This is a genomic window from Candidatus Binatus sp., from assembly GCF_030646925.1.
Lineage (GTDB): Bacteria > Desulfobacterota > Binatia > Binatales > Binataceae > Binatus.
Map to the genome: position 1 here is coordinate 15500 of NZ_JAUSKL010000107.1, position 16571 is coordinate 32070.

General features: G+C 62.9%; 14 protein-coding genes and 1 tRNA gene. 2 read left to right on the plus strand and 13 right to left on the minus strand.

Annotated features, from left to right (window positions below):
* Positions 1-38: 38 nt before the first annotated feature.
* The 5 genes from eutC to Q7S58_RS18440 all read right to left on the minus strand — a co-directional run bounded on the left by eutC (position 39) and on the right by Q7S58_RS18440 (position 4882).
* The gene (gene eutC, locus Q7S58_RS18420) at positions 39-818 is read right to left on the minus strand and encodes an ethanolamine ammonia-lyase subunit EutC (RefSeq protein WP_370655543.1); all 780 of its coding nucleotides are present in this window, start codon (positions 816-818) and stop codon (positions 39-41) included.
* Positions 811-2184: an ethanolamine ammonia-lyase subunit EutB gene (locus Q7S58_RS18425; RefSeq protein WP_304829393.1), complete on the minus strand. Its 1374-nt coding sequence runs from the start codon at positions 2182-2184 to the stop codon at positions 811-813. Before Q7S58_RS18425 ends, eutC begins: the two co-directional genes overlap by 8 nt.
* A 17-nt stretch (positions 2185-2201) precedes the next feature.
* Positions 2202-2903, minus strand: coding sequence for an aspartate/glutamate racemase family protein (locus tag Q7S58_RS18430; protein ID WP_304829396.1), 702 nt, complete (start codon positions 2901-2903; stop codon positions 2202-2204).
* On the minus strand, positions 2900-3883 hold the full coding sequence (locus tag Q7S58_RS18435; RefSeq protein ID WP_304829399.1) for a threonine/serine dehydratase: 984 nt from the start codon (positions 3881-3883) through the stop codon (positions 2900-2902). The genes Q7S58_RS18430 and Q7S58_RS18435 overlap by 4 nt, the downstream gene beginning before the upstream one ends.
* 297 nt (positions 3884-4180) lie before the next feature.
* On the minus strand, positions 4181-4882 hold the full coding sequence (locus Q7S58_RS18440) for an SDR family NAD(P)-dependent oxidoreductase (RefSeq protein WP_304829402.1): 702 nt from the start codon (positions 4880-4882) through the stop codon (positions 4181-4183).
* 221 nt (positions 4883-5103) lie between these two features.
* On the opposite strand from Q7S58_RS18440, the gene Q7S58_RS18445 reads away from it, so the two are divergent.
* Positions 5104-6213 carry an LLM class flavin-dependent oxidoreductase gene (locus Q7S58_RS18445; RefSeq protein ID WP_304829405.1) on the plus strand — a complete coding sequence of 370 codons (1110 nt, stop codon included), beginning with the start codon at positions 5104-5106 and terminating at the stop codon, positions 6211-6213.
* Positions 6214-6365: 152 nt separating this feature from the next.
* Positions 6366-6884, plus strand: coding sequence for a nuclear transport factor 2 family protein (locus Q7S58_RS18450; RefSeq protein ID WP_304829408.1), 519 nt, complete (start codon positions 6366-6368; stop codon positions 6882-6884).
* Positions 6885-7119: 235 nt separating this feature from the next.
* Here Q7S58_RS18450 and Q7S58_RS18455 read toward each other — a convergent pair whose 3' ends face one another.
* From Q7S58_RS18455 to Q7S58_RS18485, 8 genes are all read right to left on the minus strand, one after another.
* Entirely contained in the window at positions 7120-7977 is an 858-nt protein-coding gene (locus Q7S58_RS18455; protein ID WP_304829411.1) for an SDR family NAD(P)-dependent oxidoreductase, read from the minus strand.
* Positions 7978-8118: 141 nt separating this feature from the next.
* Positions 8119-8358: an AbrB/MazE/SpoVT family DNA-binding domain-containing protein gene (locus tag Q7S58_RS22320; RefSeq protein ID WP_370655544.1), complete on the minus strand. Its 240-nt coding sequence runs from the start codon at positions 8356-8358 to the stop codon at positions 8119-8121.
* A 180-nt stretch (positions 8359-8538) separates the two neighbouring features.
* Complete coding sequence (locus tag Q7S58_RS18460) at positions 8539-9462, minus strand: restriction endonuclease (RefSeq protein ID WP_304829414.1); 924 nt, start codon at positions 9460-9462, stop codon at positions 8539-8541.
* Between the two features lie 123 nt (positions 9463-9585).
* Positions 9586-9671: transfer RNA gene (locus tag Q7S58_RS18465), tRNA-Leu, on the minus strand.
* A 120-nt stretch (positions 9672-9791) separates the two neighbouring features.
* Positions 9792-12827, minus strand: a complete 3036-nt coding sequence (locus Q7S58_RS18470) for an efflux RND transporter permease subunit (RefSeq protein WP_304829417.1) — start codon at positions 12825-12827, stop codon at positions 9792-9794.
* Positions 12824-13843, minus strand: coding sequence for an efflux RND transporter periplasmic adaptor subunit (locus Q7S58_RS18475; protein WP_304829420.1), 1020 nt, complete (start codon positions 13841-13843; stop codon positions 12824-12826). The genes Q7S58_RS18470 and Q7S58_RS18475 overlap by 4 nt, the downstream gene beginning before the upstream one ends.
* Positions 13843-15102, minus strand: coding sequence for a TolC family protein (locus Q7S58_RS18480; RefSeq protein WP_304829423.1), 1260 nt, complete (start codon positions 15100-15102; stop codon positions 13843-13845). The genes Q7S58_RS18475 and Q7S58_RS18480 overlap by 1 nt, the downstream gene beginning before the upstream one ends.
* A 78-nt stretch (positions 15103-15180) precedes the next feature.
* A complete protein-coding gene (locus Q7S58_RS18485) occupies positions 15181-16554 on the minus strand; it encodes a cell wall metabolism sensor histidine kinase WalK (RefSeq protein ID WP_304829425.1) in 1374 nt (457 codons plus the stop codon).
* Positions 16555-16571 lie beyond the last annotated feature (17 nt).

Consider the following 16571-nt stretch of genomic DNA (forward strand, 5'->3'; position numbering starts at 1 on the left):
TATTTTTTTCGTGAACCCTGCGCCAGCAGCGCAAAGTATCAGGCGGGCGGCGAAGTCTTTGCGGCGAGCGAAGCGCCGGTCGCGGCGAAGCGGATCGCGTCGTCGATCAAAGCGGCGAGTTTGCGCGCGGCTTCGGCAATCGGAATTCCGCCGCGATGGATATTCGATATCACCGTGCGATCCGGCTCGGCCGATTCGAGCGTGGGGCGGTAGATGACGTACGCGCTCAGGCTTTCGGCGGTGGCGAGTCCGGGCCGCTCGCCGACGATCATGCAAACGACATCGGGATGCAGAATTTCGCCGAGATGATCCTCGATTCGGACGCGCGCATTGCGGATGAAGAGCGGTTTCAGGAGGCGATAACGCGATGCGAGCGCGCGATTCAGCGACTTCAACAGCGGCGCCGCATTTTTTTCGACGGCTGCCGACGAGAGCCCGTCGCCGACGCAGATCAGCACCGAGCATTTCGACGCGCGCTTCGATGGCGCCGACGCGAGCCGCTTCAATTGCGCGATGCTCTCACGGTCGAGGCGGCGGCCCCGTTCCGGATAGCGCAGATATTCGTCGCGGGTGCGCGCCTCGGAATGAACTTCGAGCAAACCGTTGCGCCGCGCCCAGTCGCGGGGCACTTCGGTGAGGACCGCATCGACGGCGCGCGCGTGATCGGCGCGCAGCGCGAGCATCGCGGCAGTCGTGTAGCGCGGACCCGCGCGTCCGACGCCAAGGCGGGCCGGAGTCGCGCGCTTCATCGCATCGAATTCTGCGGCTGATGCGGATTCGAATTTTGACCCTGATGACATCTCAAAGATTTCAGGCATGCGCCGACATCAGCAGGGCGCCGTCGCCGGCGCGAGCGGTGAGGCGGCCGTCGCGCAGAAGTCCGCGATCCTCGCACCAATGCTCGAATTCCGGCGCGGGGCGAAGATTCAGCACCGCGCGCAGCGCGGCGGCGTCGTGATAGCTGGTGCTTTGATACGAGAGCATCACGTCGTCGCCCATCGGCACCGCCATGAAGTAGTTGCATCCGGCGCTCGCGAGCAGCACCGCGAGATTCTCGCAATCGTTCTGATCGGCGCGCGCGTGATTGGTGTAGCAGGCGTCGGCGCCGTGCGGCACTCCGAGCAATTTGCCCATCAGGTGATCTTCGAGACCGGCGCGCGTGATTTGCTTGGCGTCGTACAAATATTCCGGACCGATAAAACCGACGACGGTGTTGACCAGCAGCGGCGAGTAGCGGCGTGCGAGTCCGTAGCATCGCGCCTCGAGCGTCACCTGATCGCTGTTCTCATGCGCGCCCGCGGAAAGCTCGCTGCCCTGTCCCGTTTCGAAGTACATCAGGTTGGGCGAGCGCAGTCGGCCGCTCTCGCGAATCATCGCGTAGCCTTCGTCGAGCATCGCGACCGTGATGCCGAAACCCGCGTTGCCCTTCTCGGTGCCGGCGAGGCTCTGGAACATGATGTCCATCGGGGCGCCCGCTTCGAGCGCGCGCATCTGGGTGGTGATATGCGCGAGCACGCAGTTCTGCGTCGGCGCGCCGGTGCGATCGATAATGCCGGCGGTGAGTTCGAGCAGGCGGCGCACGTTGTCGGGCTCGTCGATGCAGGGATTGATTCCGATCAGCGCGTCACCGGTTGCGTAGCTGAGGCCTTCGTACGCGGCGCCTGCGATACCGGCGAGATCGTCGCGCGGATGATTGGGCTGGAGACGCGTCGAGAGGCGGCCGGGCAATCCGATCGTGGTGCGAGCCTTTGTCACAACGCGAATCTTCGATGCGATCGTGATCAAATCCAGATTCGAGCAGAGCTTGGCGATGGCGGCGGCGATCTCGGCGGTCAGGCCGGGGCTGGTCGCGAGAATGATCTCGCCGGTCGTCGCGTCGTCGAGCAGCCATTCGCGAAACTCGCCGACGGTCGAGTTGCGCACTCGCGCAAAGGCGTCGCGGTCGAGGGCGTCATCGATCACGCGCGTCACTTCGTCGCGTTCATAAGGCACGACCGGATTTTCGCGGAGGTCGTTCAGCGTCAAATCGGCGAGCACGGTCTTCGCGGCGATTCGTTCCTTTTCGGAGCGGGCGGCGATGCCGGCCAGTTCGTCGCCACTGCGGGCTTCGTTGGCGCGCGCGAGCAATTCGCGAACCGAGCGAAAGCGGTATCCGGTGCCGAACAGCCGCGTCGATAGTTTCATCGAAGGATCCGGTTGCGCTAGTCGGCGCGGGTTGCTTCACGGAGCGCGGCCCGCGCGAGGATTCGCGTTGAATCGAGCACGGGCAACGGCGAATCGCCGGGGCTTATCAGCAGTGGAATCTCGGTGCACGAGAGCGCGACCGCGTCGCATCCGCGAGCCTTGAGATCGGCGATCACGCTGCGAAAGTAGGCGCGGGCGGATTCCTCGAAGCATCCATGGACGAGGTCTTCGAAGATGATCCGATTGATTCGGGCGCGCTGCTCGCGGCTGGGAATTTCGTGCGCGATTCCGCGCTCCGCCAGCTTCGGCGGGTACACCGGACCTTCCATCAGGTAGCGCGTGCCCAGCACGCCGACCCGCCCGAATCCGCACTCCGCCGCGACGCGCGCGACTTCATCCGCGATATGGAGCCATCGAAGCGGCGAGCGGTCTTCGAGCAGATCGAACGCCTGATGCGCAGTATTATCGGGGCAGATCAAAAAGTCGGCGCCGCAAGCAGCCAACTTCCGCGCCGATTCGAGCATCAGAGCGGCGACGTCGTGCCATCGGCCGGCGTCGATATGCCGCATGTATTCGCCGAGCGGAAAGGTATGCATCGAGATTTCAGGATGCATATGACGGCCCAGCATCGCGGCGGCTTCCGCGCAGATCGTGCGATAGCAAAGCGCCGCGCCCTCCGCGCTGACTGCGACGATTCCGAGGTGGCGCGGATTGCTCACGCCTCGATGCCGTCGGTGCCTGAGCCGCAGACGACCGCGCAGACGCGCTCGCCCTCTGCCGGGCGATAGTGGCTGCCGAGGATCGTCGCGACCGCCGCCGCGCCGGCCAGTTCGGCGGCGATTCCGAGCTCGAACCAGAGCCATCGCGCGGCGTTTCGCATCTCGTCGTCGGTGACGAGAAAAATTTCGGAAACGTGCTCTTGCACCAGGTCGAGATTCAATTGCTCGCTCGCGCGCGCGCCGAGCGGCCCCGCTGCGGTTTCGATCTTCTCGAGTTCGATCCGGTGGCCGGCCTTGATGCTCTTATAAACCGTTGCCGCGCCGACCGGCTCGACGCCGATGATCCTGATGCCCGGCCGTATCGCGTGCGCCGCAATCGCGACCCCCGAAATCATTCCGCCGCCGCCGATCGCGACGACGATCGTATCGATGTCCGGCGCGTCTTCGAGAATTTCGAGCCCGATGGTGCCCTGGCCGGCGATAATCACCGGGTCGGCGAACGGGTGGAAGTACGCCATCCCGTCGCGCTCCGCGACCGCGAGCGCCGCGCGATTGCTGTCGTCCCAGCTCGCTCCTTCGATCACCAGCCGCGCGTCCCAACGGTTAAGCTTGTGAATTTTTTCCTCGCTCACCGTGACCGGCAGGTAGATCGTGGCGGGCACGCGCGCGAGCCGTCCGGCGTACGCGACCGCGAGTCCGTGATTGCCGCCCGAGGCGGTGATGATCCCGCGCGCGGTCGCATCGGGCGTGAGCGACTTGAGTTTGTTGACCGCGCCTCGCGCCTTGAACGATCCCGTCACTTGCAGGCATTCGAGTTTCAGTTGCAATGACTCGGCGCGATTAACCGCGTCGCGCACCGGGCTGCACGACATCAGGGGCGTGCGGCGAACATAACCCTTGATCCGAGTTGCTGCTTCGCGAATCTCGCGAATGGTGATTTCCGATGCCTTGTGTTTTTCGTAATTTGTCGAGAGTCCCATGGCTGGCTCAAACCTAGCGGCCCTGAGCTTCCCAGCCAAGCCTTTTCAGTCGATGCGCCGGGGCAGACCGACATCCGGGTCTCATCAATGCTGAGAGGCCGTGACGGTTGCTGCAAGCGCGCGAAGATCCCGATTCTGCGTCAGTCCATCCGACCGCGCTGCCCCCGGAGCCAGAAAGTTTGCGGTGTTGCGGCGGCAGTGCGCCGTCCTCTTTGTGTCATCCTGAACGGGATGCTATCGCCGACGACGAACTCGCGGCGAGAAGTCGCCGCGACTATGAAGCCGCTTTTCGGCGCGTCACCAGGTCTCGCCGAACGGCCTCACCTCGACGTTGAACGACCACGCGCTGCGATCCTGATGCGCGACGTGCCAGATCTCGTCGGCGATCGCCGCGGGCTTGATGAAGTAATCGTCCGGCGCGTCGGGCCGCATCTTGCGCGTCCACGCCAGATCGATCACCGCGTCGATCACCACATACGCAACGTGAATGCCTTTAGGGCCAAGCTCGCGCGCGATCGCTTCGGCGAGAACGCGCTGGGCCGCCTTGGTCGGCGCGAAGCCCGCGAAATTGGCCTTGCCGCGCAGCGCCGAGGTATTGCCGCTGGCGACGATCACGCCCTTGCCAGCCTCAATCATCGCGGGCGCGAGGCGCCGCGCGAGGTAAAGCAGCGCCATCGCGTTCACCTGGAAGTTGCGGTTCAGCACCTGCGGATCGATCTCCAGGAAATTGCCGAAGGCGCCGCCGACCGCGTTGTGGATCACGACTGACGGCGCGCCCAGTTCGGCGCGGACCGCTGCGATCGTGGCGTCGAGTTGCGCTTCGTCGGTGACGTCGCACGGATATGCGCGCGAGTTCGCAATCTCCGCTTGCAGCGCGGACAGGCGTTCGCGATTGCGCGCGAGCATCGCGACGCCGTAGCCGCCCTTCGAGAAGCGGCGCGCCAACGCTGCGCCGGTGCCCGGTCCAACTCCAGTGATAAGCGCGACTTGCTTCGTCATCTGATGACTCCTCGAATGGCGCAGATTTCTGCTCAGTTGCAAATTGCAACCGACGCTACCCGCGCGCTTTCGATGAGTCAAATCGCGGCCGGAAACCTTGTAAATCCCGCTTCACTGCATTAACCCTGAAAGTCCAACGACCCTTGTCGAACGCCGCACGGGAACGCGAAGTCCTCGCGGCGACAACCCTGACGCGCAAGCGCCATGCGGAGGACAATCGAATGAAAGTAGGAGCATCGTTCTTTTTTCAAAACTATTTCCGTGCTGAGAAGCCTGACTGGGAGATCTATCGCGAGGACCTCGAGCTGGCTGAGATGGTCGAGCCGCTCGGTTTCGATTCCATCTGGGGCGTCGAGCATCACTTCTCGCCCTACACGATGATCCCCGACGTCCTGCAGTTCCTGACCTTCATGGCGGGGCGCACGCGCCGAGTCGGCTTTGGCTCGATGGTGGTGGTGCTGCCGTGGCACGATCCGGTGCGCGTCGCCGAGCAGATCGCGATGCTGGATAATTACTGCGGCGACCGCGATCTCGTCTTGGGCTTCGGCCGCGGCGCAGGCCGTATCGAGTACAACGGCTTTCGCGTGCCGATGAGCGAATCGCGCGAGCGCTTCACCGAAGGCGCGGAAATCGTGCGGCTGGCGCTCAGCCAGGAGCGGTTCTCTTACGACGGCAAGTATCATCACATCCCGGAGATGAGTATCCGGCCGCAGCCGCGCCACAAAAATCTAACCGATCGTTTCTACGGCGCGATCATCTCACCGGAAACCGGCGATATCATGGCGAAGCAGGGGATGGGGATGCTGGTGATCCCGCAGAAGTCGTGGGCCGAGCACAAGAAGGACTACGATCACTTCAAGGAGTCATGCGCGAAGTTCGGGCATAAGGCGAAGAAGCCGATAGTGTCCACCTTCATCTACTGCGGCGAGACTGAGAAGGAAGCAGTTGAAGGCGCCGAGAAATGGATCGGCAACTATGCCGACACCGCGATCAGTCACTACGAGTACGACGAGCCCGAGCATTTCCGCAACGCGAAGGGTTATGAGTTCCACGCGAAGATGGCGGATGCGACCAAGGGCAATGCTAGCTCGTTCCGCCAGATGTTCACCAAGACGCAGGTCTTTGGCACGCCGGCGCAATGCGTCGAGACGCTGCGCACGATCGCGAGCACGATGGATGCGGCGGAGTTCGTCGGCACCTTCAAGTTCGGCGGGATGCCGCTGGAAGTCGCGCAGCGCAGCATGAAGCTGTTCGCGACCGAAGTGCTGCCGCATGTCCAGAGTAAGGAATCGCGGGTACAGCAAAGCGCGGCTGCCGGCGGAGGACATTAGTCAGCAGCGCCGAAGCGGTAAGTGGTGAGTAAGCTTGGCGGGATCGATCGAAGGATCGGTCCCGTTTCTTTCTCGGAGGTCGCTTACTACAGCTAACTGCAATGTAGGCATCGATTCTAACCCAGGGTAAGCAGCTACAAGGAGAAGCTCCTATGGCAACCGATCTGGAAGCTAGAGTGCGTGAGCTCGAGGCCAAGGTGCTCGAAATAGTCGAGCGTGAAGCGATTCGCGATCTGCGCTTTCGCTACCACGAGTGCATCAACGAAGCGAAGATGGCGGAAATTCCCGACTTATTCACCGATGACGGCGTGCTGGAGTTCGGGCACTTAGGCAACGCCAAAGGACGCGAGCAGATCAACAGCTTCTTCTCGGGTCTCGCCGGCACTCCTTCGAAGACTGGCGAACCGCCGCGGCGACGACTCTATCGCGTCAAGCAATTCATCCACAATCATGTGATAAGGCTTCACGGCGACACCGCCGACGGCTACGCGTACCTGGAGGCCAAGCCCGTTTACAACGGCGAAAGCTACGTCGTCGCCGCGCGCTATGATGACGAGTACATAAAGCAGAACGGCCAGTGGAAGTTCAGCAAGATGAAGCTGACTCCTTACTTCATGGTACCGTTGAAGGAAGGATGGGCCGGCGACGACCTGCTTAAGATGGGCCGCTAGCTGGGTGTTGAAAAACCAAGGCCGACTGCCTGTATTGATCTCCGGTGCTTCAACACCCTGCGTAACAACTGACTTCTTACCTAGAACCTCTCCCCCGTTGGAGGAGACCGGTGAAAAACCTCTTTGGGGGAGAGAAGAGAGAGGGAGCAGGCGTTGAAAATTACTTTTTCAACACCCTGCTAGGCGACATAGCACTCATACTGGCTTGTCGCCGACGATCCTTCGCGGGCGGCACCTAGGACGGCTTCTTCATCTGGAATGACGGCCCCGACCATTCGTCATCGAGAATCGAGGTGTTGTCCCCGGCAGCTCGCGGCAGGTTGCCGCCGACCATGCCCGACGTCACGGCGCCATCGACGACCATCGCTTGTCCGCTGACGAATTCCGAATCATCGCTAGCGAGAAACAGCGCCATCGCGGCGATATCCTCGGGCCGTCCCGCGCGCGGCCACGGCTGGAACGCCGCGAACAGTTGCGTCGCAGTCTGCTCACCGCCCGGGATTCGATTGTAGGTCAGCGGCGTCGCGATCAGTCCGGGGCAGATGCAATTGACGCGAATCTTGTCCTTTGCCAGTTCGATCGCGGCCGAGCGGCTGAGACTGATCACGCCGGCCTTGGCCGCGCAATACGCGTGCAATCCGGCGGCGCCGCGGATTCCGGCGATCGAGGCGGTCGAGATGATCGAGCCGCCGCCCTGTTTGCGCATCTCGGGCACCGCATGTTTGATTCCGAGAAACACCGCGCGGAGCAGAATCGCGAAGCTGCGGTCCCAGTTTTCGGCGCTGGTCTTTTCGAGCGGGCCGACCGCGCCGCCAAGGCCTGCGTTGTTGTAGATCACGTCGAGGCGACCGAATTCTTTGACCGCGCGATCGACGGCGCCTTTGATGTCCTCTTCGCTCGACACGTCGGCGAGTTGGAAAACCGCGCGGCCGCCGTTCTCCTTGCAATCGCGCACCGTGGCGTCGCCGCCTTCGCGGTTGAGATCGGCGATCACGATTGCGGCGCCTTCGCCGGCGAACCTGATCGCGGTGGCGCGGCCGATGCCGCTCGCTGCGCCGGTGATTACTGCAACTTTCTGGTCGAGTTTACCCATGATTTTTCTCCGCGATGAGTTTGAGGCCCGCTCGCGCGACGCGGCGATCGAGCCTTGATTTACTGGCAAGCCTCGATTACTGATCAGTCTCTTTCAATAGCCGCGTCCCGCCCCAATTGCCAACCGCTCGCGCCACGGCGCTCACCAGTTCTCGCTGCCGACCGGTGCGCTCCAATCAGTTTCGCGATGACGGTTCTTAGGTGTGATCCCTGAGACCAGCTCCTGCAGGCTGTACTCGCGATGAACGGGAGCAAGGACGAGGTTGCGTCCGAAGACTCTCACTTCGACATTAGACCCCTCGCGGAGCCCGACTTTCCTAGCCACGGCTTTCGGGATCCGAACACCTAGGCAGTTACACCATTTTGCAATCCGTGCCCTCAATGCCTACCCCTCTTTCTAGATTCTCAAGATATGCAACGGATATACACCGACGCCGGCCGATTCGTGGCGCAGCGATCCACCGAGACTCCGCCTTGGCGATTGCGATCGGCGATCACGACTGCGGCGCCGCAATGCACCTCGACATGCGATTGGCAACTGATTTGTTAGGCGACTGCCGCCTCAATCGCTGACGAAATAGTCTTCGTCGATTTTCTTGATGTGAAGAGTTTCCTCAATCCGGACCCCTACGTTGTACTTCACCATCAGACGGGCGAGGTGATGTCCGTCAATGAGCACGATGCGGCGAGCAATTTTCTCGACGAAGGCGCTTGCCGGAGCCGTGAAATAGGATGTAGTAACAAACACTCCTTTCGTGGCCTTCACACTTTCAAGACTTCCCGCAAAACCTCGGATTTCAGGCTCGCTTACGGCTAGGTCTCGCTTGTAGCGTTTCGCTTGCACGTAGACTCGATCCAATCCAAGGGGATCCTGGTCGATCACACCGTCTAAACCACCATCACCCGTTTTGCCGATTGCCCGACCCGCCTCATCGCGGAATCCTCCGTATCCCATAGCCATCAAGACGGAAACAATAAGCGTCTCAAAAAATGAGGGAGGCGCGGCAATGACACGATCTAGCAAGTCAGTCTGAAGGCTCTTTTCAATTTCTTGGTGTGTCGCTCTCAACAGTTCGTCCGGAGTCTGGCTTGATTGTTCAAGTACCGCGACAGCCTGTTCAATCTTCTCTCCGTCGACATTCCGTTCTCCCGATCGGAACTCCTCAAACTTTGGATACTGTCGCAAGAACGAAATATCGATTCGCGAAGGAGGCGCGGATAGCACGCCGCTGCCTAAATTTGTGATTCGGAAATATCCGCGCTTGGTCGCTTCAAGGAGCCCGGCCTTCGCAAGATAGGGTTTTGCCCAGCCGATTCGATTCGCGAGGGTGGTTTGATGACCGCTGGGCAACATTTGGTTCCGCTCGTCTTCGCTGAGCTTGAAGTCGTCAGCGAGCTTCGTGATGACATCACCGATGCTAACCTCGTCACTGCCGGCGGTCTTCAAGACCGGCAACATCAAGGTCTGAAAGTCTGGAATTGCCATGGCCCGTCAGTCCTAGCGAGCACAGTCGGAGTGAGTGGTGAAAGCGACAGCTCCTACCGCTCAGCAGCACGGAATCGAATTTGCCCGAGCGGTTGGTCATCACAGATTCTAGTTCAGCGTTGATGGTGCCGAGGGGGGGACTTGAACCCCCATGTGCTTGCGCACGGAGGATTTTGAGTCCTCTGCGTCTGCCATTTCGCCACCTCGGCACATCGAGATGGAGGAGACCGTCATCTTAGGCAATGATGGCAATCACGGCAACGGATCGTTCACCGAATATGAAGCAGGAAAAGAAAAAGTCACTTTCCCGTGAGTGACAAGACTGCCTACTACGCGCTGGCTGGGGCAGACTCGCGGGCGTGGCGCGTCCCGAGCAGGTAGATGCCGGCGGCGAGCGCCGTCGATAGCAGCATCGCGAATGCCAGCCCCCCGATCACCGCGATCGCCAGCGGCTGCTGAACCTTCGCACCCGCGCCAAATCCCAACGCGAGCGGAAACAGGCCGGCGGCCGTCGCCAGCGTAGTCATCAGAATCGGACGCAGCCGCATCCGGGCCGCCTCGAGGATCGCCTCGCGCGGCGGCGCGCCCGAATCAACTTCGCGCTCCGCGTGATCGAGCAACAGGATGCCATTCTTCGCCGTGATGCCCGCCACCATGATGATTCCCATGAACGACGAGATGTTGAGCGTGACGCCGGTCAAATTGAGCGCGATGAAACTCCCCGCGAGACACGAGATCGCCGCAAGCAGGCAGGCGAGCGCAGGCGTCATCCGCGCGAACTCCCACACCAGCACCAGGAACATCATGACGGTGCCCGCGACTAGTACCAGCGCCAGTTCGCGAAACGATTGCTGCTGCTGCGCGTAGAGGCCGCCATACTCGATCGACGTCCCGGCCGGCAGCGGCATCGTGGCGAGGCGCCGCTTGACCTCGGCCATCGCGGTGCCGAGATCGACGCCTTCGAGCCGCGCCGTCACGTGCACCACCGCGCGTTGCCGCTCGCGCGCACTCTGGCTCTTCTCGCCGACGAAATTCAGCTTGGTCACCGACGCCAACGGCACGCGCGCGTTGGTCGCCGACTTCAGCAGCACTTCGGACATCGTCGCGTTATTGCTCTGAAAAGCCTCGGGATAACGCACGCGCACGCCGATCAATCGATCGCCCGCCAGCACGTTGGTGGCGACGGTGCCGCGCACGACGGTCTCGAGCGCCGCGCGGATGTCTTCCGCCGTGAGTCCGTAGCGCGCCGCCGAAGTGTTATCGACGACGACCTCCTGCTCCGGGATGCTCATGACGATTCCGTCGAAGGCGTCGACCACGCCGGGAATCGTGCGGATACGCTCGGCCACCTCCCGCGCGGTCGCTTCGATCGTTTTTTTGTCGATGCCGAAGACCTTGACTTCGATTGGTTCTGGGAAGCCAGACAGGTCGCCGATGAGATCCTGCAGCATCTGCGAGAACTCGATCCTGACGCCGGGGAGCGAACTCAGGATGCGGCTCCGCACCGAGCTCATCACTTCGTCGATGTTGCGTTTGCGATCCTGCTTGAGGCGCACCGAGATGTCGCCGCGATTCGACTCGGTTAGAAAGAACCCGAGCTGTGCGCCGGTGCGGCGGCTGAACGCGGCGACCTCGGGAGTGGTCTTCAGCACCGACTGAAGTGAATCGAGCAGCGCGCTGGTGTCGGTCATCGTGCTCGGCGGCGGGGTGGTGTAGTCAAGGATGAATGCGCCTTCATCGAGCGGCGGCAGATAGTCGGAACCGAGGTTGCGATAGGCCACGATCGCGATTCCGATCGAGATGGTCGTGGCGATCAGCGAGAGCGCGGGCAATCGCACGAACGGCTTGAGACTCGCAACGTAGGCCGATTGCACGAATTTATAGATGCGGCCGGCTGCGCGCGCATTTCCGCGAAAGCGGCTGAGGGCGAGTTCGAGTGCGGGCGTGAAGTAAATCGCGAGCAATAGCGAGATCGCGAGCCCGCCGCCGAGCGTCGCTGCGAGTGATCGAAAAAACACTCCGGTCACGCCGGAAAGAAAAATCAGCGGCGCGAATACGACGATCACGGTCATCGTCGAGGCGAGCAGCGGACGGCCGAGGTTGGCGAGCGCGCTCGACACCGCCGCTTGGGTCGATTGCCCGGCCGATAGCTCGCGATGAATCGCTTCGATCATCACGATCGCGTCGTCGATGAAAAGTCCGATGCCGGCGGCGAGACCGCCGAGCGTCATCATGTTGAACGAGAGGCCAGCGGCTTTCATCACGACGAACGTGATCGCGACGGTGCAGGGCACCACGATCGCCGCGACGATCGCGCTGAGCGGACTCATCGTGAATGCCAGCACGACCAGCACCGCGAGCACGAGCCCGAGCGCAATCGCGTCGCGCACGCTGTTGTACGATTCGGTGATGAGCGCAGATTGATCGTACGAAATCGAGAACTGCACGTCGGTGTATCGGCGGCGAAAATCGGCGAGGATTTTGCGCGCTTCGTCGGCGATCTGCACCGTATTGCCGCCGGGCCGCCGCGAAATTCCGACCAGCACCGCGGCGCCATTCTCGGACGCGGTGCGAACGTAATCCTCCTTGATACCCTGCTCGACGCTCGCGACGTCGCTCACGCGGACCGGCTGGCCGCCCTTGCTGGTCAGCGGCAGCGCGGCGATTTGATCACTGCTGTGCAGGTCGCTGGTGACGACGGTGAGCAGCATCCGATGCGATTCGTTCATGCGGCCCGCGCCGGCGATCACGTTGCTTCGGGTCAGGCCGGCGACGACGTCTTGCGGCGCCAGATCGTGCTCGAGCATCTTTTCCGGATCGAGACGCGCGACGAACTCGCGCGTCTTGCCGCCGACCAGCACGACGCGATAGGTGCCCTCAATTCGATGCAGGCTCGGCACCAAATCGTAGTTCGCGATATCGGTCAGCTCGGCCAGGCTGCGGATTCGCGAGCTCAAACTCACGTCCACGATTGGAAACGTGCCGGTAGTGAGCAGCAGCGAATCGATCGACGTTTCGGGCGGCAATCGTCCGAGAGTTTCATCGACGGCGGTAACCAGCAACTCGAAGCTGCTCTGCGGATTCGCGTCCTCGCCAAAGGTGACGTCCACCTCGGCCGCGCCGCGGGTCGTGGTCGAGCGGACCATCGTGACGCCGGTGACGCCGTAGGCGACTTCCTCGATCGGGCGCGTCACGGAGGCGAGCACTTGTTCGGCCGGCAAGTCGCCGCTCTCAGCAATAATTGTTGCGCGGCGAAACGTGATCTCGGGAAACACGGCGCTCGGAATCGTCGTCGCGAGGATCAGTCCGAGCAAGCTTGCCGCGGTGACCGCGACCAGCGCGAGCGCCGAGGTGCGGCGCGTCATTGCCGCGCCTCGGCGACGCGCACCTGCAATCCGTCGGAGAGCGCATAGCCGCCCGACGTTACGACCTGATCGCCAGGCTTCACGCCTGCGGTCACCTGCGCGCGAGCGGCGTCGCGAAGCCCAAGTTTGACCGGCGTGCGACGCAACTTTCCGTCCTGGCCGATCACAAACACGTGGTACTGATCGGCGCCCGGATCCTGGAACAGCGCGGCGATGGGAATCACAGTCGCGTCGGATGAATGCGAAGTCTCGACTCGCACTTCGACTGGCTCGCCCGCCGCGTCGATCCGTTCGCTGCCGGCAAAATCCAGCCGCACGGACGAGGTCGAGCTGTTCGCGTCGAAAGTCGGCATCACCGCCACGATGCGCGCGGGAATCTGCGCCCCGGGACGAATCGGCGTCGTCAACAATGCGGGCATCCCGGGTCGGAGCAGCGACAGTTCGCTCAGCGGCACTGAGGCTTCGATATAAAGGTTCGCTGGATCGATCAAATCGATCAGCGGATCCATGTCCGCGACCATCTGCCCCGCGGTGACGGGCGGTTGCGACACGACGCCCGACTCCGGCGCGACTACCGGGATACCGGCGCTGTGATTATAGCGGCCGACCGACGCGGTGAGTTGATCGGCGTCATGCGGATCGATTTTGCGCGCGACGGCGAGTCCCGCCTGCGCCGCCTCGATTTCGCGATTGACGATATGCGCGACGACCTGGCCTTTGTGCACCTTGTCGCCACTGCGCAGATTGACTCCCAGCACTCGCCCCGGCGTGGGCGCGCGAATTATCACGTGGCGCGCCGCGACCGTCTTGCCGAGCAATCGCAGGTCGTTCGCCATCGACTGAGTTTGCGCCTTCGCCGCCGTCACCAGCATCACGGGGTTGGGCGTGGGTGCTTCGGCGCTTTCGTCAGCGCTTTTCGTATGACCGCATCCCGCGAGCATCGCAATCGCGAGCATCGCCGCCAGCATCAGCGGCGAGCCCCTCGTCGCGACAATTCGTGAATGGCGATCGCGCATCACTGGATACGGCCGTAGAGCAGGTTCGCTTCGGCGGCGGCCTCGCGCGCGTTGAACTCCTGATCGTGGCGCTGGAGGCGGAGCTGCTGCGCGACCTGGTAGGCGTCCAGCACTTCGAGCATCGTGACGGCGCCGCCGCCGAGGAATCGCGTCCAGGTCAGCGCGAACGCGTCGTCGGCGGTCGGCTGGACGCGATAGAGAATTTCGAGCTGGCGCGTGGCGATATCGTAGCGCTGGAGCGCGTCGGCGATTCGCCGCGTGAGCAGGTACTCGGCCTGGCGCGCCTGCGCGAGCGCCGAATGCTCCTTCGCGCGCGCGAGATCAATGTGCGACGAGATGAGGCCGCCGTCGAATAGCGGCATCGATACCACGGTGTCGTACGAGCCGCCGAAGTTGTGCCCGATCGTCGGACGCGGATCGACGCCGAGAAAGCCGGTGGTGAATGCCGCCTGCAATGTCGGCAGCCGTTCGGCCTTGGCGGCCTTGATTTGCTGGGTGGCGGATTGGATCGCGCGCTGCGCTGCCTGCATCACGGGGCTCTGCTTCAAATCGCCCGACGGTTTCGCCGGCACGCCGCTTATCATCGCGATGTCGAGATCGCCGTGATTGGGCTCGCCCATCAGCGCGCCCAGCGCCTCCGACGCTCGCTGCGCGTTGCCGCGTGCGACGTCGAGCGCAAGTTCATCGGCGTCGCGCGCGGTCTCGACCTTGAGCACGTCGTTGGTGATCATGCGCCCGCTCTTATTCAGCTCGATGATCGTCGCGACATAGCGATTCAGCCGATCGAGACTGGTCTGCAGATCGCGCTGAGTGCCGCGCGAACGCACCAGGTCGAAGTACGCGACCGTCGTATCGAATACGATTTGCGCGCGTGCCGCCGCGACACCCAGCCGCGAGGCCTGCGCGACGTACTCCGCCGCGCGCACTCGCGCCTGGCGCCGTCCCCAATCCCAGACGGTGTAGTCGAGCGTCACCAGCGCCGTGGAAAGTCCGCGGTTGGTGACGACCTGGTCGTAGCCGGGCGCCTGGTAATATTCGCCGCCGCTCGCGACATTCGGATACAGCGGAGCGCGCTGCTCGCGCACGTGCGCGGCGCTGATATCGCTGGCAGCCGCCGCGATACCAACAGCCGGCGCCGCGTGCAACGCGCGATCGATCGCGTCGGGCAGAGTCAGGGGTAGGGCCGCAGCTACCGAAGCGCAGGCGAGCACTCCGGAAACGATAAACGCGGCCATGAGATGCGGGCGTCGGCGCTCCATCGTTCAAACATAACAGCGCGGTAGCAAGCTAACCAATTAACGATTGTTTAGATGACTGACGGTTTGTAGAGAATGAAATCAGACAGCCGCGCGAGCGGCGGGAGCCTCTTTGCCGACCGCCGGCAGTGTCACAACGAACTCGCATCCACCGCCCGCGCGATTCGCCGCGACGATCTCGCCGCCGTGAATTCGCGCGATTTCCTTGCACAGGCTTAAGCCCAGTCCGCTGCCTTCGCCCGGCGACGCCGCGCCCCGAAAGAATCGATCGAAGATGAACGGCAACTCGATGTCCGGTATCGGCGGCCCGCTGTCCGCAACGCTCAAGCTCGCGTGGGCGCCGTTTCCCGCGACCGCAACTTCGATCCAGCCGCGCGCCGGCGTGAGCTTGAGCGCGTTGTCGAGCAGGTTCACCAGCAGGCGCCGCAGATGCGCGCGGTTGCCCTCGACCGGCACCGGCTCCGGCGCGTTAAGGCGCAGTTCGACCTCGTGCGCGTCGGCCAGCGGTTCGACCGTCGACGCCACCTCCGCGGCGAGTTCGCTGAGATCGAGGCGTTCGCGATTCACCGCGACTTCGCCGTTGAGCCGCGCCAGCATCAGTAGTTCGTCGGCGATCTTGCAGAGCGCGAGCACCTCGCGATGCGCCGCGTTCAACGCTTCGAGGTTCTCGCGCTCCGATCGCTCTTTCGCGAGCGTAACTTCGAGCCCGGTGCGCAAAACCGCAAGCGGCGTGCGCAGTTCATGCGCCGCATCGGAGGCAAATCTACGCTCGGTCGCCGACGCGCGCTCGAGCCGCTCCAGCAGCGCGTTGATCACCGAAGATAGGCGCGCGATCTCGTCGGCTACAGGAGCCACCGTGAGCCGCGAGTCGAGATTGTTCGGATGAATCGCCGCGAGCGCCGCCGTTACCGATTCCATCGGCCTGAGCGCGCGCCCCGCGAGCCAGTAGCCGCCGGCGACGCACAAAATCAACACCACCGGCAGAATCAGAATCAGGCTGGCGCGCAGACTATCCACCGAATCGTGCACCAGGCGGGCATTCACACCGCTCTCGACGTAGGCCGGCTGGCCGTCAAGTTCGAGCGGAGCGACCGCGAATCGAGACGATCCGTTCGCCACGATTTGCGGGCGCGTCGGCAAGTTAGCGGCGAGCGACGGCGGAATCGTATGGATGTTGCCGTAATCGATCGCGACGCCGCGCGAATCGATCAGGCGCACGCGGCGGCCCGGCCCGATATCGGTCTCGCGGCTGAGCGCCTCCAGGATTGCGCTTGCGCCTTTTCGGCCCGCGCGCTCGATTTCCTTCGCGGTGGTGTCTGCTTCTTCGAGCAATCCGGCATCGACGGTGCTCAGTTGCTGGTGCTCGAAGAGTTGCAGCACGATGATGCCGACCGCGCACAAAATCGTTGCGAGAATTATCGCCCAGTAAAGCGTCAGCCTGGCTCTGATTGTCATGCTGATAAGCCACCGCG